The 23,180-nt window shown below is 33.4% G+C and carries 23 protein-coding genes and 1 riboswitch; of the genes, 5 read left to right on the top strand and 18 right to left on the bottom strand.

Annotation, left to right across the window (positions count from 1 at the left end; translation table 11 throughout):
• Nucleotides 1–12 precede the first annotated feature (12 nt).
• The 3 genes from der to cmk all read right to left on the bottom strand — a co-directional run bounded on the left by der (nt 13) and on the right by cmk (nt 3,790).
• The gene (der, locus tag JMUB898_RS06995; RefSeq protein WP_002442974.1) at nt 13–1,323 is read right to left on the bottom strand and encodes a ribosome biogenesis GTPase Der; all 1,311 of its coding nucleotides are present in this window, start codon (nt 1,321–1,323) and stop codon (nt 13–15) included.
• A gap of 219 nt (nt 1,324–1,542) precedes the next feature.
• Nucleotides 1,543–2,721 carry a 30S ribosomal protein S1 gene (gene rpsA / locus JMUB898_RS06990; RefSeq protein WP_037541457.1) on the bottom strand — a complete coding sequence of 393 codons (1,179 nt, stop codon included), beginning with the start codon at nt 2,719–2,721 and terminating at the stop codon, nt 1,543–1,545.
• 409 nt (nt 2,722–3,130) lie between these two features.
• Nucleotides 3,131–3,790: a (d)CMP kinase gene (gene cmk / locus JMUB898_RS06985; RefSeq protein ID WP_002442977.1), complete on the bottom strand. Its 660-nt coding sequence runs from the start codon at nt 3,788–3,790 to the stop codon at nt 3,131–3,133.
• Nucleotides 3,791–3,867: 77 nt separating this feature from the next.
• Between cmk and JMUB898_RS06980 the strand changes: the two genes are divergently transcribed.
• The gene (locus JMUB898_RS06980; RefSeq protein WP_002442978.1) at nt 3,868–4,836 is read left to right on the top strand and encodes an asparaginase; all 969 of its coding nucleotides are present in this window, start codon (nt 3,868–3,870) and stop codon (nt 4,834–4,836) included.
• 157 nt (nt 4,837–4,993) lie between these two features.
• Here the strand turns inward: JMUB898_RS06980 and ypdA are convergent, their stop codons facing one another.
• The 4 genes from ypdA to JMUB898_RS06960 all read right to left on the bottom strand — a co-directional run bounded on the left by ypdA (nt 4,994) and on the right by JMUB898_RS06960 (nt 10,207).
• Nucleotides 4,994–5,980: a bacillithiol disulfide reductase YpdA gene (gene ypdA / locus JMUB898_RS06975; RefSeq protein ID WP_126514789.1), complete on the bottom strand. Its 987-nt coding sequence runs from the start codon at nt 5,978–5,980 to the stop codon at nt 4,994–4,996.
• A 155-nt stretch (nt 5,981–6,135) separates the two neighbouring features.
• Nucleotides 6,136–7,719 carry an elastin-binding protein EbpS gene (ebpS, locus tag JMUB898_RS06970; RefSeq protein ID WP_037541460.1) on the bottom strand — a complete coding sequence of 528 codons (1,584 nt, stop codon included), beginning with the start codon at nt 7,717–7,719 and terminating at the stop codon, nt 6,136–6,138.
• Nucleotides 7,720–7,878: 159 nt separating this feature from the next.
• A complete protein-coding gene (locus JMUB898_RS06965; protein ID WP_002442984.1) occupies nt 7,879–9,258 on the bottom strand; it encodes a RecQ family ATP-dependent DNA helicase in 1,380 nt (459 codons plus the stop codon).
• Nucleotides 9,245–10,207, bottom strand: coding sequence for a YpbB family protein (locus tag JMUB898_RS06960; protein WP_037541461.1), 963 nt, complete (start codon nt 10,205–10,207; stop codon nt 9,245–9,247). The genes JMUB898_RS06965 and JMUB898_RS06960 overlap by 14 nt, the downstream gene beginning before the upstream one ends.
• A gap of 108 nt (nt 10,208–10,315) precedes the next feature.
• On the opposite strand from JMUB898_RS06960, the gene JMUB898_RS06955 reads away from it, so the two are divergent.
• On the top strand, nt 10,316–10,564 hold the full coding sequence (locus JMUB898_RS06955) for a ferredoxin (protein WP_002433578.1): 249 nt from the start codon (nt 10,316–10,318) through the stop codon (nt 10,562–10,564).
• Nucleotides 10,565–10,726: 162 nt separating this feature from the next.
• Here the strand turns inward: JMUB898_RS06955 and JMUB898_RS06950 are convergent, their stop codons facing one another.
• From JMUB898_RS06950 to JMUB898_RS06925, 6 genes are all read right to left on the bottom strand, one after another.
• Nucleotides 10,727–11,266 (bottom strand): ECF transporter S component, encoded by a 540-nt coding sequence (locus tag JMUB898_RS06950; RefSeq protein WP_037541463.1) that lies wholly within the window; start codon nt 11,264–11,266, stop codon nt 10,727–10,729.
• A gap of 62 nt (nt 11,267–11,328) precedes the next feature.
• Nucleotides 11,329–11,474: riboswitch (FMN riboswitch) on the bottom strand.
• 64 nt (nt 11,475–11,538) lie between these two features.
• Nucleotides 11,539–13,302: an ATP-binding protein gene (locus JMUB898_RS06945; protein WP_002442991.1), complete on the bottom strand. Its 1,764-nt coding sequence runs from the start codon at nt 13,300–13,302 to the stop codon at nt 11,539–11,541.
• On the bottom strand, nt 13,286–14,011 hold the full coding sequence (locus tag JMUB898_RS06940; RefSeq protein ID WP_002442993.1) for a response regulator transcription factor: 726 nt from the start codon (nt 14,009–14,011) through the stop codon (nt 13,286–13,288). The genes JMUB898_RS06945 and JMUB898_RS06940 overlap by 17 nt, the downstream gene beginning before the upstream one ends.
• Before the next feature lie 135 nt (nt 14,012–14,146).
• Nucleotides 14,147–14,884: a pseudouridine synthase gene (locus tag JMUB898_RS06935; RefSeq protein ID WP_002442995.1), complete on the bottom strand. Its 738-nt coding sequence runs from the start codon at nt 14,882–14,884 to the stop codon at nt 14,147–14,149.
• A complete protein-coding gene (scpB, locus tag JMUB898_RS06930; protein ID WP_002442997.1) occupies nt 14,877–15,419 on the bottom strand; it encodes an SMC-Scp complex subunit ScpB in 543 nt (180 codons plus the stop codon). The genes JMUB898_RS06935 and scpB overlap by 8 nt, the downstream gene beginning before the upstream one ends.
• Nucleotides 15,412–16,143 (bottom strand): segregation and condensation protein A, encoded by a 732-nt coding sequence (locus tag JMUB898_RS06925; protein ID WP_037541465.1) that lies wholly within the window; start codon nt 16,141–16,143, stop codon nt 15,412–15,414. The genes scpB and JMUB898_RS06925 overlap by 8 nt, the downstream gene beginning before the upstream one ends.
• Before the next feature lie 97 nt (nt 16,144–16,240).
• Between JMUB898_RS06925 and JMUB898_RS06920 the strand changes: the two genes are divergently transcribed.
• Complete coding sequence (locus JMUB898_RS06920; RefSeq protein WP_037541466.1) at nt 16,241–16,774, top strand: DUF309 domain-containing protein; 534 nt, start codon at nt 16,241–16,243, stop codon at nt 16,772–16,774.
• A gap of 52 nt (nt 16,775–16,826) precedes the next feature.
• Here the strand turns inward: JMUB898_RS06920 and xerD are convergent, their stop codons facing one another.
• The 3 genes from xerD to JMUB898_RS06905 all read right to left on the bottom strand — a co-directional run bounded on the left by xerD (nt 16,827) and on the right by JMUB898_RS06905 (nt 18,888).
• Nucleotides 16,827–17,714: a site-specific tyrosine recombinase XerD gene (xerD, locus tag JMUB898_RS06915; RefSeq protein ID WP_002443002.1), complete on the bottom strand. Its 888-nt coding sequence runs from the start codon at nt 17,712–17,714 to the stop codon at nt 16,827–16,829.
• Between the two features lie 77 nt (nt 17,715–17,791).
• The gene (fur, locus tag JMUB898_RS06910; RefSeq protein WP_002443003.1) at nt 17,792–18,241 is read right to left on the bottom strand and encodes a ferric iron uptake transcriptional regulator; all 450 of its coding nucleotides are present in this window, start codon (nt 18,239–18,241) and stop codon (nt 17,792–17,794) included.
• Between the two features lie 104 nt (nt 18,242–18,345).
• Nucleotides 18,346–18,888, bottom strand: a complete 543-nt coding sequence (locus tag JMUB898_RS06905; RefSeq protein ID WP_002443005.1) for an NUDIX domain-containing protein — start codon at nt 18,886–18,888, stop codon at nt 18,346–18,348.
• 82 nt (nt 18,889–18,970) lie between these two features.
• On the opposite strand from JMUB898_RS06905, the gene JMUB898_RS06900 reads away from it, so the two are divergent.
• On the top strand, nt 18,971–19,879 hold the full coding sequence (locus JMUB898_RS06900) for an aldo/keto reductase (RefSeq protein ID WP_037541468.1): 909 nt from the start codon (nt 18,971–18,973) through the stop codon (nt 19,877–19,879).
• Between the two features lie 121 nt (nt 19,880–20,000).
• Here JMUB898_RS06900 and JMUB898_RS06895 read toward each other — a convergent pair whose 3' ends face one another.
• Nucleotides 20,001–20,756: an SDR family NAD(P)-dependent oxidoreductase gene (locus JMUB898_RS06895; RefSeq protein WP_037541469.1), complete on the bottom strand. Its 756-nt coding sequence runs from the start codon at nt 20,754–20,756 to the stop codon at nt 20,001–20,003.
• A 181-nt stretch (nt 20,757–20,937) separates the two neighbouring features.
• On the opposite strand from JMUB898_RS06895, the gene proC reads away from it, so the two are divergent.
• Nucleotides 20,938–21,753, top strand: a complete 816-nt coding sequence (proC, locus tag JMUB898_RS06890; protein ID WP_002443011.1) for a pyrroline-5-carboxylate reductase — start codon at nt 20,938–20,940, stop codon at nt 21,751–21,753.
• Nucleotides 21,754–21,808: 55 nt separating this feature from the next.
• Here proC and rnz read toward each other — a convergent pair whose 3' ends face one another.
• Complete coding sequence (gene rnz / locus JMUB898_RS06885) at nt 21,809–22,729, bottom strand: ribonuclease Z (RefSeq protein WP_002443013.1); 921 nt, start codon at nt 22,727–22,729, stop codon at nt 21,809–21,811.
• Between the last annotated feature and the right edge of the window lie 451 nt (nt 22,730–23,180).

Genomic DNA, 23,180 nt, shown 5'->3' with positions numbered 1-23,180 from the left:
CCCCTTTGTTGATTAATTTCTTTTTCTAGGAATAATATGGATTGGTGTTCCTTCAAATCCAAATGCATCTCTAATTTGGTTCTCTAAGTAACGTTTGTAAGAGAAGTGCATTAATTCTACATCGTTGACGAACACAACAAATGTTGGAGGTTCGATCGCAACTTGCGTCGTGTAAAATACATTTAATCTTCTACCTTTATCAGTAGGTGTTGGATTCATTGAGATTGCATCGGTTACCACTTCGTTAAGTGTTGAGCTTTGTACACGTTTCTTATGATTTTCACTTGCTTCCTTGATATATGGGAAAAGTGTTCTCAAACGTAAGCTCTCTTTAGCAGAAACGAATGCAATTTGAGCATAATCTAAGAATTGAAATTCATTTCTAACGTCTTCAGTAAACTTCTTCATCGTTTTACTATCTTTTTCAACTGTATCCCATTTATTTACAACAATGACGATAGCTTTACCTTCTTCGTGTGCATATCCTGCTACACGTTTGTCTTGTTCGATAATCCCTTGTTCAGCATCTATAACAACGAGGACTACATTTGATCGTTCGATTGCTTTTAATGCGCGTAAAACGGAGTACTTTTCAGTGGATTCATAAACTTTACCTTTCTTACGCATACCGGCAGTATCAATTAATACATAATCCTGATCTTCATATGTATATTCTGTATCGACTGCATCTCTCGTCGTACCTGCAACATTAGAAACGATAACACGTTCTTCACCTAAAATTGCATTAACTAGACTAGATTTTCCCACATTAGGTCTACCAATAATAGACAATCTAATTGTATCTTCGTCATATGGATCTTCAGTTTCTTCGCCAAAGTTCTCCACCACAGCATCTAATAAATCCCCAAGGCCTAGGCCGTGTGAGCCTGAAATGGGATACGGATCTCCGAAACCTAATGAATAGAAATCATAAATATCATTTCGCATTTCTGGATTGTCGACTTTATTCACTGCTAGAACTACAGGTTTCTTAGATTTATACAACATTTGTGCAACCATTTCATCACTTTGAGTCAGACCTTCCCTTACGTTTACCATAAAAATGATAACATCCGCTTCATCAATCGCGATTTCTGCTTGTGCACGTATTTGTGTTTGGAAAGGTGCATCTCCAATTTCAATACCACCTGTATCGATGATATTAAATTCATGAGTTAACCATTCACCTGACGAGTAAATTCGGTCTCGTGTTACGCCTGGAGTATCTTCAACAATTGATACACGCTCACCGACCACTCTATTAAAAATTGTAGATTTCCCAACGTTAGGTTTACCCACAATTGCCACTATAGGTTTAGTCATAAGGTAACTTCCTCTCTTTCTTAATCTCTATAATTTTATCACATGAATGCGCGTATTCAAAACTGGAGTAAGTCGCATTGATGATATGTGAGTATGTATATTGTTGTTTTTAAATTTTAAAAAATAAAACCCCAATTAATGTTCAAAGAACGCATTCATTGTTCTAAGACTTAATTGGAGTTTGTAACATACAATATACAAGAAATTTAATTATTACTATTAGAATTTAAGGTCTTTAAATTTATCTCCGAAAACATCACCTAAAGTTGGATTGTCTTCATCGTTATCGTTGTCTAGATAAGATTGAGTTGTGGATTCATCACTTTCAATCACATCTTCTTTAGGTAATGTTGCTTTGATAGATAATGAAATTCGTTCATTTTCTTCATCAATACCTAAAATTTTAACATTTACTTGTTGACCTGGTTCTAATTTTTCACTTGGTGAACCGATATGTTTATGATCGATTTCAGAAATGTGAACTAAGCCTTGTACTGCAGGTGCAATCTCTACAAATGCACCAAAGTTAGCTAGACGTACTACAGTACCTTCAATCACGTCATCTTCGTGGAATTTACCTTTAATATTTTCAAAAGGTGTTGGTAAAGTATCTTTAATAGATAATGAAATACGTTCAGAATCTTTCTCAACAGATTTAACTTTAACTTTTACTTCGTCACCAACTGATACCACTTCTTCTGGTGATTGAACATGTTCATGAGATAATTCGGATACGTGAACTAAACCATCCACACCACCAATATCAATGAAAGCACCGAAGTTAGTTAGGCGAGCCACTTTACCATCAATCACATCGCCTTCGCTAAGTGAATCTAATAGCGATGCTTTTTTAACATCGTTTTCAGCTTGTTCTACAGCTTTACGGCTTAAAATGACTCTATTGTTCTCAGGATCTAATTCTTCCACTTTAATGCGGATTGTTTGTCCATCAAATACAGAGAAATCTTCAATGAAATCAGTTGAAATTAGTGAAGCTGGTACGAATCCTCTTTGACCAACATCTACGACTAAGCCGCCTTTAACTACTTCAGTAACTTCAGCTTCAATCACTTCATCATTATCAAGTTTTTCTTGTAAGTATTCATATGATTTTTCAGTTTCAAGTTGTCTTTTAGATAAAATGTATGCACCTGAGTCATTTTCTTCATCGAACTCAATTTTAGTGACGTAAGCTTCAACTTCATCGCCGACTTTCACTACTTCACTTGGGCTCTCGATGTGGTGAGTAGAAAGTTGGCTAATTGGGATGATACCGTTAAACTTACCTCCATTAATGTGCACAACAACTTGTTTATCTTCAACTTGTTGAACTTCACCAGTGACTTTGTCACCCTCTTTAATGTCATTAATCATTGATTCATTGAATTCTTCAGTCATCTTGTTTGCCTCCTTAAACACTACATAATTATAACATCTTATAAACTGACAGAATTGTCAAGAAATTCTACTTTCAAACGGGCAATCTTAACATGGTTTACTTTATCTTAAAATTGCTTCTGTCAACATTTGGTTCATTACCTAAAATTGATATAGTTTATTAACGAATTGAAATGCATCATTTTTAAACACGTAATTTTACTCGACTATATAGTTTGAATGACCATCACTTATTAAGATATGTTAAATTATAATTTTGAAAAAATATAGTTAGTAACTAATCACAGATGCAAATCTTATTTTCCAAGTTAATTATATATAATATTAATACTTAATTAAACCGATATGCTTAAAAAGACTATGATGACGTACCAATAAGATACACTATCATAGTCTTTAAGCTTTAAATTTATTTTAAGTTTTCAACCATTTCTAAAATTTCGTTTGTAACTTCTTCAATTGATTTCCCGGTTGTATCTAAAGTAATTGCATCGTCTGCTTTCTTCAGCGGAGAAATTTCGCGATTCATATCATAATGGTCGCGATCTTCAATTTCTTGTTTAAGTTGTTCTAAATTAGAATCAATACCACGTAACTCATTTTCCTTTTGACGGCGTTCAGCACGTTCTTCAACTGATGCAATCATATAAACTTTGAGTTCGGCGTTTGGTAACACGACAGTACCAATATCCCTGCCGTCCATCACTATTCCTTTTTTAGCAGCTAAATCTTTTTGAATTTTAACTGCAAACGAACGTACAGGTTCTTTTGAAGCAACGTAAGAAACATGATTTGTGACGTCATTCTCTCTTAAGTAGTCTGTCACATCTTGACCGTCTAAAATTATTCTTTGACCTTTTTCTTTATCATAAGTTAATTCTAATTCAGTATTTTGAATTAATTCATCGAAATTTTCAGGTTTGCCATTTTGTAAATATTTATATGTAATGGCACGATACATTGCTCCTGTATCAACATATATCATAGTTAGACGACTGGCAACTTGTTTCGCAATTGTGCTCTTACCTGCAGCTGCTGGTCCATCTAATGCAATATTGATTGAACTCATTATTAATTAACCTTCCTTGTTGTTTTGTAAATCTTATTTTATCATAAAAAAGTAAAAAATTAATAGGAGGAAAGATTATGAAAAGACTCCTTGTTATACATACTGGCGGTACAATTAGTATGTCACAAGATGCTACAAACAAAGTTGTTACCAACGAGGAAAATCCTATTTCCCAACATCAAGATATTATTAATCAATATGCTGAAGTTGAAGAAACACATTTACTCAATGTGCCTTCTCCTCACATGACGACAAAGAATGTCACACGACTTAGAGAAACGATTATTCAATGCGTGAATAATAATGATTATGATGGCTATGTTGTTACTCATGGGACGGATACACTCGAGGAAACGGCCTTTTTATTAGACCTATTATTAGATATTGATGAGCCTGTAGTTATTACCGGTGCAATGAGATCGTCTAATGAAATTGGGTCAGATGGTTTATATAATTTTATTTCAGCAATTAGAGTTGCCTCTTCAGATGCTGCTTTAGGAAAAGGAGTCATGGTCGTCTTTAATGATGAAATTCATACAGCGCGAAATGTAACGAAAACGCATACTTCAAATATTAATACATTCCAAAGTCCTAATCATGGTCCGCTTGGTGTATTAACAAAAGACCGAGTGCAATTTCATAATCATCCATATCGACAAACTTCCTTTAAATCAATTAATCATCAACTTAAAGTGCCACTTATCAAAGCCTATATGGGAATGGAAAGTGACTTATTAGATTTCTATGCTAATCAAGAAATAGATGGTTTAGTTATTGAAGCACTCGGACAAGGAAATCTCCCTGCGACATGTTTATCTGGACTTCAGCATTGTCTTGATAAGGGCATCCCGATTGTACTTGTTTCAAGATCATTTAATGGTATTGTTAGCCCAGTATATGCTTATGAAGGTGGCGGTTTTGATTTATTTGAAAAGGGAGTCATCTTTTCAAATGGATTAAACGGACCTAAAGCACGACTTAAATTATTAGTTGGTTTAAGTCAAGATATGAATCATCAGAAACTTAAAGCATACTTTGAAGAATAAATTCTAATTTGTATAATTACGAAAAATCATGGCAACTATAATAATAAAATGTATGGAATAAATAAAAATGATCCCTCAGAAAATATTAAAACTTTCTGAGGGATTTGTTATACCTAAATGGATTAATATACGAATTGATATGTGTAAATGATTTAACTTAAGTTTCTAGAGGTGTTTGTTTCTTACTAAGAATACTTTGAGTAATGATTCCACCATGATACTTACCGTTTTCAATGAAAATAGTATTTGCATCATTTCCTGCAGCAATCACACCTGCAATATAACAGTTTTCTACATTCGTTTCATACGTCTCACGATTGTAAACTGGTGCTGTACCGTATTCGTTCGTATTGATTTCAATTCCGATTGATTTTAAGAATTCATAATCAGGATGATAACCTATCATTGCAAATACGTAATCGTTATCGATTTCAATTGTACGGCCATCCTTTTCATAAGTGACTGTATCTTCAGTAATCTGAGTCACGTTCGCGTTAAATTCCATTGTAATCTTTTCATGAGTAACTAATGACTCGAAATTTGGTAATATCCAAGGTTTAATTGCCTTGGGATATCTTTCTCCACGATAAATGACTGTCACATTTGCGCCTGCTTTTTCTAATTCTAGTGCAGCATTTACAGCAGAATTTTTACCACCAATGATTACAACATTTTGGTTGAAGTAAGGATGTGCTTCTTTAAAGTAATGGAATACTTTTGGTAATTCGGCACCTTCAACTTCTAAAGTATTATGTTGACCATAATAACCTGTTGCAACTGTTAAAAATTTACATTCATAGACATCTTTTGTCGTAGTGATTGTAAATTTGTTATCAATCTTTTTAACTGTTAAAACTTCCTCGAATGGATGGATATTTAATTGATGATGTTTCACTACTTCTCTGTAATAAACGAGTGCTTGATTACGTCTTGGTTTACTTTCTTCAACAATAAATGGAATATCACCAATGCTTAATTTGTCACTTGATGAAAAGAAAGTTTGATGTGTTGGATAATTGTAGATTGATTCTACAACGTTCCCTTTTTCAATAACTAACGTTTCGATACCTTTTTTCTTTTGCTCAATCGCAGCACTTAAACCACATGGGCCACCACCAATAATAATGCTTTCAACTCTTTGCATGATTTGCCCTCCTTTAATCACCAAATCATTATATCAGTTATTACTTAATTTAGCTAAGCATGAATTGTATAAAATCAGGAAAATTTCATGCAATATAAAAAACGCCCTCTCAGCGTGAACTAAGAGGACGTTAATCATTATCGATTAAAATCGTTTTATTGAGGAATAACTAATGTTTGGCCGTTATGGATGTTATTACTGTTTAATCCATTTGCACGTTTAATTTTGTCAACATTTTCTTGAGTACCACTACCATAATATTGGATTGCGATACGATATAGATTTTCTTGTCCATTTACAGTGTGTGATTGTTGACCTTGTTTATTTTGTTGGCCATTATTCCCTTGTGCTGCATTACCATTGTTTTGTTGATTGTTTTGGTTTTGAGTACCTTGGTTTTGGTTATTAGTTGTGCCGTTTTGGTTATCGCTATTTGAGTTATTACCATTTTCATCTGATCCAGATGCATTACTATTTGAGCTTGATGAATTGTTATCTGAAGATGATTTATCTTTATTTTTGTCTTTATCTTTGTCACTAGCTGCTTTATCTTTGTCATTATCTTTCTTGTCTGAATCTTTCTTACTTTGATCAGAAACTTTGTTATCATCATTTTTACTATCATTATGGTTATTTAATGCCATACCGCCAAAGATAGCAATGGCACCAAGGATAAGTACAGCGGCGATAAGTGGTAATAATATTTTCATTAATCCACCTTTTTTCTTACCATCATGATTATCTTCGTGATGATGTTGACGACGTTGTTCATCTCTATGTTGGTTTCTATCATCGTGTTGTCTATGATCACCACGTTTGTCACCATTTTTGTGTTTATCATGTTCATGCTTCGCTAAACCAGCAGCTCCGGCAGCACCTGCAGCCCCAGCACCTACAGCGGCAGTTTTCTTACCTTTGCCAGACTTTTTATCATGTTCATGATTATCATGGGTCGTTTCATCATTTCTATAACGGTCATTTTCGTTGTCATGATGCTGTTCACGGCTCGTATTTCTATCAGAATGATTTTCTTCTTTTTTATCATGATGATGTTTAGCTGCACCAGCCACGCCTGCAGCGCCAGCTACTCCTGCGCCAGTTGCTGCAGCTTTTTTGCCTTTATTAGAAGAATGGTTATCCTCTTTTGAATCATGCACAGCGTTTTCATCGTTGCTTTCGTGATGATTATTAGAACGACGTTCATGATCGTCTGTAAGGTCATTATTATGGCCTTCATTTACTTTCGGGCCAGGACGAGCTCCAGATTTTTTGTTAGCCTCTTTTGAAGCCTTTCCAGTAGCTCCTGCTCCAGCAGCACCTCCAGCAATCGTTGCATCTTTACCACTAACAAGTCTATCATCTTGAGCGCCTTGTTCGTTTTGCTTATCGTTACTAGAACGGTTTGCGTGCGCACCATTATCATTAGAACGAGATGCTGTGTCGTAATTATCATTTTCACCATTATGTAATGAAGTTTCATCATAACGGTCATCTAATGAATTATTGCTATTTTGTGAGTGTTCGTTATTATCATCTTCATGTTTGTTATGATTTGTTGCAACATCTCTGCGTCTTTTACGACGTTGCGCGTTTCTTGGAGGAAATTGTTGATTTGATTTATCCTCTACATTTTCTTTTGTTTCATCTTGTTGTTCTTCATTTGTACGATTATTGTGTTCTTCTGGATCAATAGATTGACGATTTTTTTCAAAATCATCTTTAAAATTATTGTTAGACACAAGCATCATCCTTTCTTTGTTTTATGAAATTATTAACGTTACAATTTCTATACCCACGTCATCACGTGAATATGTATGAATTTTAAAATTATTTAACACATTTATATTGGTATTACACATTAATTATAGCTTGATAAATTTCTTTAAGTAAAGTGATAGCTAGGGTTCAAACAAATTTTTGAGTTTTTCTTCATAAGTCATTTTTCTTTTCACTTTTTTACGATTAAAATTTTTAATTTCCTTCAAATCGGTATCATTATCACAACATTGATTTGGTTTGTCTGGATGTTCATTAAAGAATTCCAGTAAATAGTTGCGACGACATTGGTCTATATCTTTATATCCAAGCATACGCATATAGCCTAAACGTTTACGTTGGTATGACTTTTTGAAAATACTTCTAAGCTCACTCACAGAAAATTGTCGATACAACGTTTCCAAGATTTCTTTCTTATCAGGAGGTAAGAAATCACCTAATTCAAACATTGAAATATCTTCATCAGTAATCATATCTGTAAACAATAAAGTTTCTAATAAAAAGCGATCATCAGGTTGATATAAACTTATGGCCTGACTCAATTTACCATCTCGTCCAGCACGACCAATTTCTTGTAAATAGTTTGATGGACTTGAAGAAAGATGGAAATGAATCACGGTGCGTATATCTTTTTTATTAATGCCCATTCCAAATGCACTTGTTGCGACGATAACGGGTATGTCATTGTTTAAAAACTGTTGTTGTACGGTCTGTCGTTCTTGATAACTTAAATCTCCGTGATAAATCCCTGTTAAAAATCCTGCATCATATATTAAATTTGCGAGTTCTAAACATTTTTTCTTAGAAGATATGTAGATAATTGTAGGGCCCGAATAATTTAAAAATGGAATAAGCCATTCTATTTTCTCATCATCATCATTAAAATTTCTATGTTGTAAAGAAATATTCTCGCGACTCATACTTGTCTTAATCACGTTAAGTTTCACATTAAGTATTTGAGTTAAATCCTCATCTAGATGAGGTGGTGCAGTTGCAGTTAATGCAAGCACACGAGCATGCTTAAAATGTGAGATAATCTGACCAATTAAAGCATAATGAGGTCTAAAATCATATCCCCATTCCGATAAGCAATGTGCTTCATCTAACACAATAAGACCAAAATCAATACGGGAAATTAATTTAAAGTTTTGTGGTTGTAAAATGTATTCTGGACTCAAATATATAAAGCGACTTTGTGGAAGCCGTTTGATATTATTTCTTTTTTCAACTTCGTCCATTCCAGAATGTATATAGGCAACTTGCGATTCACCGTTTAACTTCATTTGCATCACTTGATCATCCATCAGTGAAATAAGTGGTGAGATGACTAGCGTTGGCTTTTCGATAAGATATGTTGGGAATTGATAACATAAACTTTTCCCACTGCCAGTTGGAAGTATGCCTAATGTATGCTTGCCTTCTAAGACGCTTTGTATAATATCTTTTTGGCCGGGCTTGAAAGTTTTAAATCCAAACCAGTCTTTCAGTTTATCCTCTAGCATTTAAATCGCCTCGCTCAATACCTACAATCACTAATTTAATTTGAAAATAAGTCAAATCTTCAAATTTGTTCTTATATTCTCTTAATCTTAATCCTTTATGATTATTATAATACGACACAAACTGTTTGAGTCTCGTTTCTTCTATATAAGTAGAATAATCTTTTTGGTAACCTTTGATGAAAATTTCTAATACGTGGTCTTCGACTGTATTAATTTTAACATTTTGACGTTCAGCAATCTCTTTCATAGTCATTCCAGAACGCAGTTTTTGATAACTTAAGTAGGTTTGATTTAACAATGGTGGTAAGATCAGAGTTTGGGACAGTATTGGATATCTTAACTCATGTTCAATTTCTTCTATTAAATCAATAAGTTGAACCATTTCAATTTCAAATAGTTCAGATTGCTTCATCTCTTCGATTAGACTAATTTGTTGTCTTGTATACATAGGTTCATCGTAACCTTGTAAATAATAATGAAGATAATTCGTGTTGTGCTTCTTTTGAATTGTCTCGAAAAGTAAGTAAATTTCTTTGATCAAATCTTCTTCTAAATGATTTGTCTTAATGTGACTATATAGTTGTTTAACTTTTTGTTGAATAAAAGTGTTTTGAACTGCGGGTATAAATTTAAAAGATTGTTTACGTGTATGTGATAAAGTTTGAATAAGCAGTTGTATACAACTAAATGTTTGAATTAAACTATCATATGTATAACGAGAATTTGTTTTAATTGTAAATTTACTTTCAAAATCATCCATTTGGAGTATAAATCGCTCAAAAGTAGGATATTTTAAATTGGGTAAACTATGATATAATGACAAAAGTTGTTGGCTCGAAGCATCAAAAAACGTTTGATGAGACTTCTTGCCTATTAAAATATTATAAATGCTTTTATTTGTTTTGTAGTTATATGCATGATTAATGGCATAAAATAATATATGGTTCAAATTAAAACCTCACTCTATAAAACGAATATATTGAAATGAAAAATGTCGATGTCTACAATTGTATTAGCAATACTAGTGTAGCATTTTTATCAAAGGAGGCGAATGAAAATGGCTAAATATACAATCGTTGATATGGATACATGTATCGCATGTGGTGCATGTGGTGCAGCAGCTCCAGATATTTATGATTACGACGACGAAGGTATTGCTTTCGTAATCCTTGATGATAACCAAGGTACTGCAGAAGTGCCAGAAGAGTTGTACGAAGATATGGAAGACGCATTAGAAGGTTGTCCAACAGACTCAATTAAAATTGAAGACGAACCATTTGATGGTGACGCGCTTAAATTTGAATAATAGATATGCTCGGATTCTTAATTTTGTTTAAGGATTCGAGCTTTTTTAGTTAATTAAAAATTTTATCTATTATCTTACTTATGATGTAATCAATATATGTATATAAAGAATGCTCTCTAAACTAAGAAACGTTGATTTAACTTAGCATAGAGAGTATGTGTTTTATTTTAAAATATTTTTAAGACGTCTATATAGTAAAACAAAGATAACTGAAATGACGATACCTTTGATAATATTAAATGGAATCACTCCAGAAACAATCACAATTTTGACGTTTTTCACAACGTCACCTAAATTGAAGATCATTCCATATAAAGGAAGTAACACGAAATAATTGAGGATACTTAATACAATTGTCATCACAATGGTACCAACAATTAATCCATTTATTAATGAACGTGATCTACGTTTTCTCACATAAACATAGTAAGCAGATAACAAGAAACTTACCCCTGCTAAGAAATTCGCTACTGGACCTACTGGGTCACTCATGTTAAATAGAAAATTTAAGATGTTTTTAATGAGAGCCACGATTACACCTGCGAGCGGTCCTAAAATGAATGTAGCAAGTAATGTTGGAACATCACTAAAATCTAATGTTAAATACGGTGGTAAGAAAGGTATTGGAAACTTAATGAAAGTTAACACAAACGCAACCGCACTTAACATACTAATGGTAATTAAACGTTTATTTTGTTGCATATTCAATTTTCTCCTTCCATTCATCTTGCACAGAAAAGGAGGAAATTTGCACAACAAAAAACCTCCATCTTCTCCCATCCAGACTATACTGTCGGCTTCAGATTTTCACTGAATCAAGAAGTGAAATAAAATATATGTTTCTTACTTCACTTCGTCGCAGGCTTAAATTACTGCCGGTTGGGAATTACACCCTACCCCGAAGATGAATATTTATAATGATTTTATTTAAAATTTATATTACACGATAAAATCTATAAACTCAACGACTCTGCTTAGTTATTTTTAATGTGTGGTTGAGGCAATTTAATAATAAATGTCGTGCCTTTACCTAGTTCACTTTCAACTTCAATTTTACCACCATGTTCTTCGATAATCATTTTACAAATAAAGAGTCCTAAACCTGTACCTTGTTTACCGCGTTTACGGGAAGCGTCAACTTTGTAGAAGCGGTCAAAGACTTGTTGTAAATGTTCGGGTGCAATACCCGTTCCAGTGTCACTAATATATAAGATGTTATAACGATTATCTTTGGCAGTAGTTACTGCAATGGTATCACCAGGTTGCGTATATCTAGATGCATTGTCAATCAGATTAGTTAGAACTTGGTCCATGCGGTCCATATCATAATCCCACAACTGATTATCATTGCCTGAATTAAATTCCATTGTGAGATCTAAATCTTCAGCTTGCATTCGGTATTTGGCTTTCATTTTATTTAAAAGGTCATCAATGGGTTGAACTTCTTTCTCTACTGATAAACCTTCTGCATCCATGCGTGCAACATTTAGTAACTCGTTGACAAGACGATTTAAACGCTTAGATTCATCTAACACGACAGCAAGAGAATCTCGTATTTCGTCTGGTTCAGTTACAACACCATCAACAATGGATTCAGTGTAACCTTGTAACAATGATATAGGTGTACGTAATTCATGAGAGACATTTGCGATAAAGTCTTTCTTCATTTGATCCAAGTTATGTTCATTTGTCATGTCTCGGATAATCACCACGATACCGTTTCTGCCATTAGGTTGAATGCGATTAATATAACTTGTGATAAAGACGTAATATCTCGTATTAATTTCTATTTCTTGGAATTCTGTACCTTCAGATTTAAACGTTTGTTCGATTTGTTTTTCGATTAATTCTTTTGAAAAGTCATCAATTTTATGGATGATATCATCAGCCATTTTATTTGATATTATGACATCACGTTGATCATTTATGCCTAGTACCCCTTCAACCATGGAATTGATAAGGCTATCTCTAATATTTTTAGAAGATGATAATGCTTCGATATGTTCTTGAATTTCATAATTCATATTATTAAAAGCTCTTGATAAATCACCTATTTCATCTTTGGTTTTGACTGATGAGATATGGCTATAATCACCTTCTGAAACTTTTTGAGCCTGTGTTTTTAATTGGCGAAGTGGTTTCGTAATTTTATTAGATAGGAAAAATGCGAAAATGGTGCTTGCAGCAATAAAGATAATAGCTGTAATTAAAATGATAATTGTAATAGCATTATTCGTATCTTCGATAGATTTTAAGTCTTTATAGATAAATACACCACTATGTTTACCGTGTGCGTCTTTTTGAGCTTTCATCGGATAACCTAGGAGAATATAAGACTGAGTATCACCATGATTTTTTATAGTGACATTTTGAGTTTCAAATTCACCTTTTTGGAAGACCTTTTTAAAATTATCGTTATGCTTAATTTCTTTAAGCATTTGAATTTTAGTATTATTATACGATGATGCTGGCTTATCATTAAAATCTTTCATAATTATAAGTCCACCAGGCCCATCTATTAACTTTTGACTGTTTTGAATGGCAAGAGATTTATTTTTTGATTTCTCTACGAGTGAACTAATTCTTTTGGCATCTTCTTTGATAGAATTTTCAGTTTCTTGCGTGAAATAATATTGGATAAATGTGATTAAGGATACACTTAATAAAATTAAAACTGTCGCCACTATTAAAATAATAGTTAACCACAGTTTTATAACTACACTATTTAGTCGGTTCATCACTGGCTTTAACCTCGAATTTATAACCGACGCCCCAAACAGTTTGTATCATTTGAGCTGCATCGTTAGACACACGATTTAATTTTTCTCTCAAACGCTTAACATGTGTATCCACTGTTCGCAAGTCGCCATAAAATTCATAATGCCAAACCTCTTTAAGTAATTGTTCACGATCAAACACTTTATTTGGTGTCTTAGCTAAATAAATTAATAATTCATACTCTTTAGGTGTTAAATTCACCTGTTCGTTGTCTGCAAGTACTCTATGTGCGTCATTATCAATAACTAAATGATTAAATTCGATAATGTCTCGTGCATGTGGTTCGCTTTGTTCAGAGTTTGCAGACTGTGTACGTCTTAATAAAGCTTTTACTCTTAATACGACTTCTCGTGGTGAAAATGGTTTAACAATGTAGTCGTCAGCACCAGATTCAAATCCTTCAACGCGATTTGTCTCTTCACCTTTAGCCGTAAGCATAATAATAGGCGTTTCTTTATGTTCTCTTAGTTTAGAAGCAACTTCTATACCATCCATTTCTGGAAGCATTAAATCTAAAAGAATGCACGCATAGTTATTCTCCATCGCAAGCTCATAAGCCTCTTTCCCATTACTTGCTTCATGGATTTCAAAAGATTCTCTTTCTAAATATAATTTAAGTAATCTTCTGATTCTGTCTTCATCATCAACGATTAAAATTTCGTTAGCCATAATACTTTATACCTCCTACACATGCTGTTCAAATTCATTTGTTATTATAGCATAGGTTGAACAGATTAAGTGATTGATAGATAAAACTTTGTGAAAAAAATCTCAAACTTATTGGTAAAAACATATTATTTGTGTTTATTTACCATTTTCCGCTAAATGTCTTAACGTTTTTACTTCGTGTGGGGTTAAGACGCGTCCTTCACCAGCATTTAAACCTTTCAAATCTAAAGGCCCGAATTGAATACGTGTTAATTTATTCACTTGATGACCAAAATGCTCGAACATGCGACGCACTTGTCTATTTCTTCCTTCGCTAATTGTAATTTCAACTAAGGTTGTATTCTTTTCTTTATCTTGCTTTTTGATTTTAACTTGAGCAGGTTGTGTAAATCCATCTTCTAACTGGATACCTTTTTCTAGTTCTTTCACTTCTTCTCTCATTAAATAACCTTTGAGTTTAGCGACATATTTCTTTTTGATGTGATAACGAGGATGTGTCATTAAATTTGTGAATTCCCCATCGTTAGTTAAAAGTAAAATTCCAGACGTATCATAATCTAAACGACCTACTGGATAAATACGTGTTTCAATATCATCAAAATAATCTGTTACAACCGTGCGACCACGATCGTCTGAAACGCTCGTGATGACTTGTGTAGGTTTGTAAAATAGAATATACATTTTATCTTCTTGTTCTATCTTTATACCTTCAACTTCTACTGTATCTGAATTAGAGACCTTTGTTCCTAACTCAGTAACGACTTGCCCGTTAACACTAACCTTTCCTTCAGTGATGAGTGTTTCAGCTTTGCGTCGTGACGTATACCCGCTATTCGCTATCCTCTTTTGTAATCTCTCTTGTTCTTTACTCATTTGAATCTCCTTTTTGGTTGACTAAATTACTGAAGAATTCGTCCATTTCTTCATCATCCTCTTCAGTAGTTGGTAATGCTTCAAGATTTTCTATTCCAAAAACATTTAAGAATAAATCCGTCGTAATTAAATGATGACTCCTAGAATGATCGACATCTTTAGCTTCTACTAATCCTCTTGCAATGAGTGTCTTGACTGCACCGTCAGAATTAATACCTCTAATCATTTCAATATCGCTACGTGTAAGTGGTTGGTTATAAGCGATAATGGACAGTGTTTCCATTGCAGCTTGGGATAATTTCATTTTAGATTTTTGCTCGATTAATTGTTCAATGTATGAAGAAGCATCTTTTTTTGTTGTTAAAACATACGTCGTACCGAATTTTTGGATAACCAAACCTGAAGATTGATAAGATTGAATTAAATTTTCAAGTTCATTTTTATCTACATCTAATATCTCCATTAATTGTTTTTGGTCTAATCCTTCGTCACCAGAAGTATAAAGTAATGCTTCTAATATTCCTTGGTTATCCAATGTTGTAATTCACTCCTCTAATGATATCGATGTCTTCAAATTGATGTTGTTGATTAATATTAACGATGCCAGATTTAGACATTTCTAAAATGGCTAAAAAGTGTGTGACCACTTGTTCCACAGGTTCATGAAACGTGAACAAACTAAAGAAATTAAATGATTCATGTTCTTTCAAACGATTTGTAACTTGTTCAGTTGCTTGTTGAATCGTAAATGTTTCTTTTTTTATCTCGACCGATTTAGGTGTATTAAGTTCAACTCTATTTTTTACTCTTTGGTATGCAACGATGAGTTCTGTTAAATCAATCGTTTGATTAGGATCCCAAGATTCATCTGTTTCTAAATGAGATAAATCAGTAGGATACTTAGTGTAATAACAATCACGTTCATTTTTCATATCATTCAATATTTCTGTATATTCCTTATAATTTTGATATTCGATTAAGCGTCCTACTAAATCTTCACGCGGGTCTTCTTCTATGTCATCTTCTACACTTGTTTGAGGCAGTAATAACTTACTTTTAATCATTAAAAGTTCAGACGCCATGACTAAATATTCACTTGCAATATTAATTTCAAGTTGATTCATCGCGTGTACATATTGCATATATTGTTCGGTTAAAGCTTTCATAGGAATATCATAAATATCAATTTCAAATTTTTGAATCAAATGCAATAACAAGTCTAACGGCCCATTAAATGCATCGAGTTTTACTTCATACATCGTATCTACCTCTATCTCATGTTGCATCTTAAGTGCATATTTCACACAAATATTATAGCATGAATACATATAACTTTTAAATTATGGGTGAATGATTATGGAAGATGCGTTAATTCATTTTTATTATCAATTTCATAAGAACCAACATTACTTTCTGTGTCATGATATTTTAGAAGAAGTTTGGAAAGCGTACCCCTCTTTTTCTAAAAATGACGCCGTCGTGAGTTTAATCCTCTTTGCGACAGCTTGTTATCATTATCGACGCGGTAATCATAAAGGTGCTTTGAAATCTTATGAAAAGTCTCTTTCTGTCATTAGCAATGCTGCAGATTCAGAACAATTACATCTCGACATCCACAATTATAAAAAATTAATTCGACATCAAATAACATCTTTAAGGGAAAATCAATCATTTGTCCCAGTCAAGTTGCCTTTGGAGACATCCTTTAATCAATATATCAAAAAGGTGTATCCGGATTATGTATTTACATCATTTGTCATATCAGAGCCGTATATTGTTCACCATCATTTAAAAAGAGACCGTTCAGAAGTTATTCAAGCTCGGGAAGAAGCGAAACAAATTCGTCATAAAAAATTGCAACAACCTTATCATACTTTAAAAGACCAATAAACGTTTGATGATGTGATGTTATCAATACGTTTATTGGTCTTTTAAATTAAGACTATGCCCTTGGATGGAATTGATTATACATTTTTCTAATTTGTGATTTAGAGACGTGAGTGTACAATTGTGTGGTCGAAATATCGGAATGGCCTAACATTTCTTGTACAGCTCTCAAATCTGCGCCATTTTCAAGTAAATGCGTAGCAAACGAATGTCGTAATGTATGTGGTGTTAATGTTTTATTAATATTGGCTTTGATACCGTTTTGTTTAATCATTTTCCAAATACCCTGACGAGATAGTGGTTTACCGTGCATATTGAGAAATAACACGTGTGTTACTGTTTGTTTCAATAATTGAGGGCGAACCGTTTCAATATAAGTTGTTAAATATTCAATTACAGCATCACCTAAAGGAACAATTCGTTCTTTATTCCCTTTACCGAAGACTCTAACGAACCCCATCATTAGATTAACGTCTTCTACTTCCAATTGAATAATTTCAGATACTCGCATCCCTGTCGCATATAACAGTTCTAACATCGTACGATCACGGTAGCCATTATTCTTAGTTAAATCAGGTGTTTCTAGTAAATCTAAAACTTCTTGTACTTCAAGCACATCAGGAAGTTTCTTCTCATATTTAGGTGTCTCAATAAGAACTGTAGGGTCTTTCGCTGCATACTTTTCTCTTAATGCAAATTGGTGAAAGCTTCTTATTGTTGAGATAAAACGTGCTAATGATTTCGACGATTGACCTAAATCGATTAAATGACCTAAACATTCTTGAATCACTTGGCGATCTACGAAATCAATATGTGTAATCTTTCGTTCCTCGAGATACGTTTTATATTTGTTTAAATCTCTACGGTACGCACCAATCGTATTACTGCTCAAACCCTTTTCGATTTGGATGAAATTTAAATATTCTTCGATAATTGTATTCATGTCAGCACCTCTATTGAAGCGGTGGCTTCTTTCTAACTTAATTAAATACGCATTGCTTATTATGAAAATGAAAGGTCTTAGCCTTTACCTTTCGCTTGGCAATCTGAACAAACACCATGGAAAGTGAGTCGGTGATCTAAAATTTTGAAATCAAATTCATTCTCCACACGATTCTCAACTTCAGGCAAAAGGTCTTCATCGATTTCGTCTACTTTCCCACATTCCATGCAAACTAAATGGTGATGGAAGTGTTTAGCCCCTTCTTTACGTAAATCGAAGCGTGCCACGCCATCGCCGAAATTGATTTTATCTACTACTTTAAGTTCTGCTAAGAGTTCTAAAGTTCTATATACAGTAGCTAAACCAATTTCAGGTGCTTTATCTTTTACTTTTAAATAGACATCTTCAGCACTAAGATGATCTTTCTCGTTTTCAATTAATACTCTAACTGTCGCCTCTCGTTGTGGAGTTAATTTATAAGATGATTGCTGTAATTGTTGCTTCACGCGATTTAAACGTTCTTCCACGGAAGCCTCACTCCTCTACTAAGAATTATAATCATTTTAATTTAATCTATGATTCACTAAATAAAATATCAATATTCTCAATAAAAAGCAAGAGATTACGATACTTATTTAGAATGATTATAATTTAATAATAGATGCTGTAAGGCGATAATCGTTTTAGCATCCTCGAGTTCCTTGTTTTCTAGCATCGCTTTCACATTCTCAATAGACACTTTATGTAGTTCTACAAATTCATCTTCGTCTAAGTTCATTTCTCCTTCAGTGAGTTGATCTGTGAAATAGATTGATAATTTTTCGCTTGAAAATCCTGGAGAACCATACATATCTGTAACGAATTCAAGATCAGATGCAATGTAACCTGTTTCTTCTTGTAGTTCGCGTTTTGCTGCTTCTTCTCGTTCTTCGCCTTTTTCAAGTTTGCCAGCTGGTATTTCGAGTAAAGGCTTTTCTGCAGGCTTTCTAAATTGTTTGACTAGGAGCACTTCATTTTCAGGTGTAACTGCACATACTGCAACTGCACCGTTGTGATACACTAGCTCACGTTTAGAGGTACTGCCATCGGGTAATTCAACATCATGTACTTCTAAATCGATAATCTTCCCATTATATATTACAGTTCTATCAATCGTTTTTTCATTTAATCTCATATTAAAACACGTCCCTTTTATTTATATTTATTAATTGGTAAACTGAATGCGTCAGTTAAAGTGTATCGAAAGGAGAATGGACTTGCAAAAAAATATTTTGAAAAGTGGCATCGAAATTTCTGAACTTGGATTAGGTTGCATGAGTCTAGGTACAGATTATAAAAAAGCACAACCTATCATTGAAAGCGCAATTGAAAATGGAATCACGTATTTTGATACAGCGGATATGTATGATCAAGGTATCAATGAAGAAATTGTAGGAAAAGCATTAAAGAAATATCAAAATCGTGATGACATCGTTATCGGTACGAAAGTCGGCAATCGACTAACTGACGATGGAAACATAACATGGGATCCTTCTAAGAAACATATTAAAGAAGGTGTTAAAGGTTCACTTCAACGATTAGGTTTAGATCATATCGATTTATACCAATTACATGGTGGTACTATTGATGATCCATTAGATGAAACAATTAGTGCATTTGATGAATTAAAACAAGAAGGTATCATTCGTGCGTATGGAATTTCTTCTATCCGACCTAATGTCATAGATTACTATTTAAAGCATAGCCAAATCGAAACATTGATGTCTCAATTTAATTTAATTGATAATCGACCAGAAAGTCTTTTAGATGATGTTCATGAAAAGCAAGTTAAAGTACTTGCACGTGGACCTGTATTTAAAGGTTTATTGACATCTAATAGTGTGAATGCATTAGACCAGAAATTCCAAGATGGTATATTTGATTATACGCATGATGAGTTAGGTGAAGTCATTGCATCTGTTAAAGAAATTGAAAGTAATTTAAGTGCCCTTTCTTTCAAATATTTAACTTCTCACGATGCACTTGGTTCAATTATTGTGGGCGCAAGCAGTGTTGAACAATTAGAAGAAAATGTGCGTAATTTTAATAAAGATGTGAGTTTAGACCAAATCAAATCAGCACGCGACCGCGTGAAAAATATAGAATATACGCAACATTTAAAATAAATTAATAAGCGAAGATGTTCCGGTATGAACACACTGAGTAGAATTAAAAATATTACTTTTGTGTGCACATGACTTAAGAACGTCTTCGCTTTTTTATATTTTAAGAAAGGTGAATGTGAGCCTACGCTTTAGTTTTGAAGAATTTAGGCAATAACCTTTCAAGTGTTCGTGGTGCAAGTTGATAGAATTTCAATAATTGATGCATCCATGAAGGTTGGTTAATTTCCGCTTTGTTCTTTAATATGCCTTCCACTATACGTGTAGCCAGTTGTTCTGAATCAATCATGATGTACTTATATTTGTTAAAAAATGAAAGTGTCGGATCTGCCTTTTCATGGAAAGGTGTATCAATTGGACCAGGATTGACACTCATGATATGAAATTGCGGCTCTTCAATGCGTAAAGCATTTAACACGGCATTGAATGCTGCTTTAGATGCGCCGTAATGTGCCGCATTCGCTTGTGTTACAAACGCAGCTTGACTGGATATTCCGATAATATGTGCATGTTGAACAAATTGAGGTCGTAAAACTTTGTATAACAAATTAAAACCAATCAGATTGACATCATACGTTTCAATCATTTCCTCTGCAGTATAGTTATCGATGGATTTGAAGTAGCCTAATCCAGAACTGTAGATGAGTCCGTCGACAGGCGTGTTGATTTTATCTTCTAATTGCGAAATGTCTTCCCTATGTTGTAAATTGCATTGAATGCCTTTGACATGCTTCTGATCATTTTGAAAATCAATTTGATTAAACTTTTCTATATTTCTAGCTAGAACAGTTACATGTGCGCCTCTTTTTAGAAGTTGTTTAACTATGTCTAATCCTAACCCGCTCGTACCACCTGTAACTATGTAATGTTTACCAATCATTTTCATCGTCCTTTTTAAATGTTTAATTCATGTTTATTGCGCTAATTTTTATTAGAAAAATCAAGTAATATCAGGGCTTGAACGTGAGATATTACTTGATTAAGATATGTGTTAATATGTACTTATAATATTAAGGCAAGATAAAACAATAATCAAAAATGACGAAGGTGATGTGGTTAAAATGAAACTTGTATTTTATGGCGCAGGTAATATGGCACAAGCTATTTTTACTGGAATTATTAATTCAAGTAATTTAGGTGCTGACGATATTTATTTAACGAATAAATCAAATGAACAAGCTTTAAAAGATTTTGCAGAACGATTAGGTGTCAATTACAGCTATGATGATGCAGAATTGTTAAAAGATGCGGATTATGTATTTTTAGGAACAAAACCTCATGATTTTGAAGCTTTAGCGGAAAGAATTAAAGATGACATTACAGAAGACAATCGCTTTATTTCAATTATGGCAGGACTTTCTATTGACTATATTAGAGAACAGTTGAATACTAATAATCCTTTAGCACGTATTATGCCGAATACGAATGCACAAGTTGGTCATTCAGTTACAGGTATTAGTTTCTCTAACAACTTTGGTCCTAAATCAAAAGACGAAGTGAATGAATTGGTTAACGCATTTGGTTCTGTGATTGAAGTTTCTGAAGACCATTTACATCAAGTAACAGCGATTACAGGAAGCGGTCCAGCATTCTTATATCACGTTTTTGAACAATATGTTAAAGCGGGTACTGAATTAGGTTTAGAAAGAGATCAAGTTGAGGAATCAATACGTAATTTAATTATCGGTACAAGTAAGATGATTGAACGTTCTGATTTAAGCATGGAACAATTAAGAAAGAATATCACATCTAAAGGTGGTACGACACAAGCAGGATTAGATGCCCTATCTCAATATGATATTGTATCTATGTTTGAAGATTGTTTAGGAGCAGCCGTAAATCGTAGTGTTGAATTATCTAAAAAAGAATCAGAATAAATTAAAAAAACGCTTTTCTCTCTATTATAAAGGTTTGATGAGAAAAGCGTTTGTTTTATATTTTATAAGTATCAAAATCTTTAACAAAGTAAAAATTTGGTACATCTGATTGATTATTTAATGCTTCATAAATAGATTCAACTTCTTCAATGTTATAACGATTACTAATGTGTGTGATTAAACTTTTTCTTACATTCGCATTCTTGATTAAGTCGAATACATCATCTATATGACTGTGGTGATAGTTGTTGGCGAGTGTCTTTTCACCTTCAATGTAAGTTGATTCATGAATCATGACATCAGCATCTTGAGCTAAGATATATTCATTGTCGCAAGGTTTCGTGTCACCGAATATTGCTACGACAGGACCTGGTTTCGCTGCACCTTTGAAATCTGATGATTGATACATTAAACCGTTATGTTCGAAGGTATCTTGAACCTTAACTTCTTGATATTTAGGTCCAGGATTTAATCCTATCGCTTTTAATGCTTCCACATCAATGGTACCTGGTGTTGTGGGTGCTTCAATACGATAACCGTATGACGTGATACCATGATTAAGCAATTCGGCTTTAACCGTAAACCCTTCATGATGATATGTAAATTGTTGATTTATTTCGATGTAAGTAATTGGATAATTGAGATGTGATTCGGATAATTTTAAAGAAGTTTCTATGTAATTTTGAATTCCTTTAGGTCCGATTAAAGTTAGCGGTTTATTCTCCCCACCTTGGAAAGAACGACTTGTTAATAATCCAGGAAGACCAAATATATGATCGCCATGCATATGAGTGATAAAGATATGGTCTACCTTTCCTAACTTAATAGAATGATGTAAGATTTGGTGTTGCGTTCCTTCGCCCACATCAAATAACCATACTGAATTTGAATATGGTTCTAAGTTTAAAGCGATGGATTGTGTATTTCTCTCTTTAGTCGGTAGCCCTGCACTCGTACCGAAAAATGTAACTTCCATGCATGATCCTCCTCTTCTTCATATATTCTATCATATGTTGTGATTATTTTTTAACTGTCATTTATTTGTTGGATCATCTCTATTCATACGTTTTATTGAATTATTAGTTCCTTATGCTTGCTATTTCGGAGATTTAATTTGTATTGTTAAGGTATGAGGGAGTGAGACAGAAATATAATTTATCAAAATTATTTTCGTTGTCCCTCTCCCAACTTGCATTGTTTGTAGAATTTCTTAAAAAGAAATTCTCTATGTTGGGGCCCCGCCGGCAAGGATGGCTAGGATTGAAAGAAGCTTGATATAAGCGCACTTTCAATTCAGACATCTACTGCCAATATGTTAAAGAAGGTTGAGACAATTGATTATGTCCCAACCTCTATCTTTGATTATTGGTTTCTCGTTTCATGATGTGAAGTGATTTGTGTGTTCATTTTCAAAAAAATAAATTGTG

It is taken from the genome of Staphylococcus caprae (assembly GCF_003966625.1).
Lineage (GTDB): Bacteria > Bacillota > Bacilli > Staphylococcales > Staphylococcaceae > Staphylococcus > Staphylococcus caprae.
The sequence above is the reverse complement of the archived record's forward strand: the minus strand, read 5'-3'. Positions and strand labels throughout refer to the sequence as shown.

What these genes read in the sequence shown, in the direction of transcription:
- der (WP_002442974.1), bottom strand. Translation starts at nt 1,323, where the DNA reads ATGACTAAACCTATAGTGGCAATTGTGGGTAAACCTAACGTTGGGAAA.
- rpsA (WP_037541457.1), bottom strand. Translation starts at nt 2,721, where the DNA reads ATGACTGAAGAATTCAATGAATCAATGATTAATGACATTAAAGAGGGT.
- cmk (WP_002442977.1), bottom strand. Translation starts at nt 3,790, where the DNA reads ATGAGTTCAATCAATATTGCATTAGATGGACCAGCAGCTGCAGGTAAG.
- JMUB898_RS06980 (WP_002442978.1), top strand. Translation starts at nt 3,868, where the DNA reads ATGAAAAGACTCCTTGTTATACATACTGGCGGTACAATTAGTATGTCA.
- ypdA (WP_126514789.1), bottom strand. Translation starts at nt 5,980, where the DNA reads ATGCAAAGAGTTGAAAGCATTATTATTGGTGGTGGCCCATGTGGTTTA.
- JMUB898_RS06965 (WP_002442984.1), bottom strand. Translation starts at nt 9,258, where the DNA reads ATGCTAGAGGATAAACTGAAAGACTGGTTTGGATTTAAAACTTTCAAG.
- JMUB898_RS06955 (WP_002433578.1), top strand. Translation starts at nt 10,316, where the DNA reads ATGGCTAAATATACAATCGTTGATATGGATACATGTATCGCATGTGGT.
- JMUB898_RS06950 (WP_037541463.1), bottom strand. Translation starts at nt 11,266, where the DNA reads ATGCAACAAAATAAACGTTTAATTACCATTAGTATGTTAAGTGCGGTT.
- JMUB898_RS06945 (WP_002442991.1), bottom strand. Translation starts at nt 13,302, where the DNA reads ATGAACCGACTAAATAGTGTAGTTATAAAACTGTGGTTAACTATTATT.
- JMUB898_RS06940 (WP_002442993.1), bottom strand. Translation starts at nt 14,011, where the DNA reads ATGGCTAACGAAATTTTAATCGTTGATGATGAAGACAGAATCAGAAGA.
- JMUB898_RS06935 (WP_002442995.1), bottom strand. Translation starts at nt 14,884, where the DNA reads ATGAGTAAAGAACAAGAGAGATTACAAAAGAGGATAGCGAATAGCGGG.
- JMUB898_RS06925 (WP_037541465.1), bottom strand. Translation starts at nt 16,143, where the DNA reads ATGTATGAAGTAAAACTCGATGCATTTAATGGGCCGTTAGACTTGTTA.
- JMUB898_RS06920 (WP_037541466.1), top strand. Translation starts at nt 16,241, where the DNA reads ATGGAAGATGCGTTAATTCATTTTTATTATCAATTTCATAAGAACCAA.
- xerD (WP_002443002.1), bottom strand. Translation starts at nt 17,714, where the DNA reads ATGAATACAATTATCGAAGAATATTTAAATTTCATCCAAATCGAAAAG.
- JMUB898_RS06905 (WP_002443005.1), bottom strand. Translation starts at nt 18,888, where the DNA reads ATGAGATTAAATGAAAAAACGATTGATAGAACTGTAATATATAATGGG.
- JMUB898_RS06895 (WP_037541469.1), bottom strand. Translation starts at nt 20,756, where the DNA reads ATGATTGGTAAACATTACATAGTTACAGGTGGTACGAGCGGGTTAGGA.
- proC (WP_002443011.1), top strand. Translation starts at nt 20,938, where the DNA reads ATGAAACTTGTATTTTATGGCGCAGGTAATATGGCACAAGCTATTTTT.
- rnz (WP_002443013.1), bottom strand. Translation starts at nt 22,729, where the DNA reads ATGGAAGTTACATTTTTCGGTACGAGTGCAGGGCTACCGACTAAAGAG.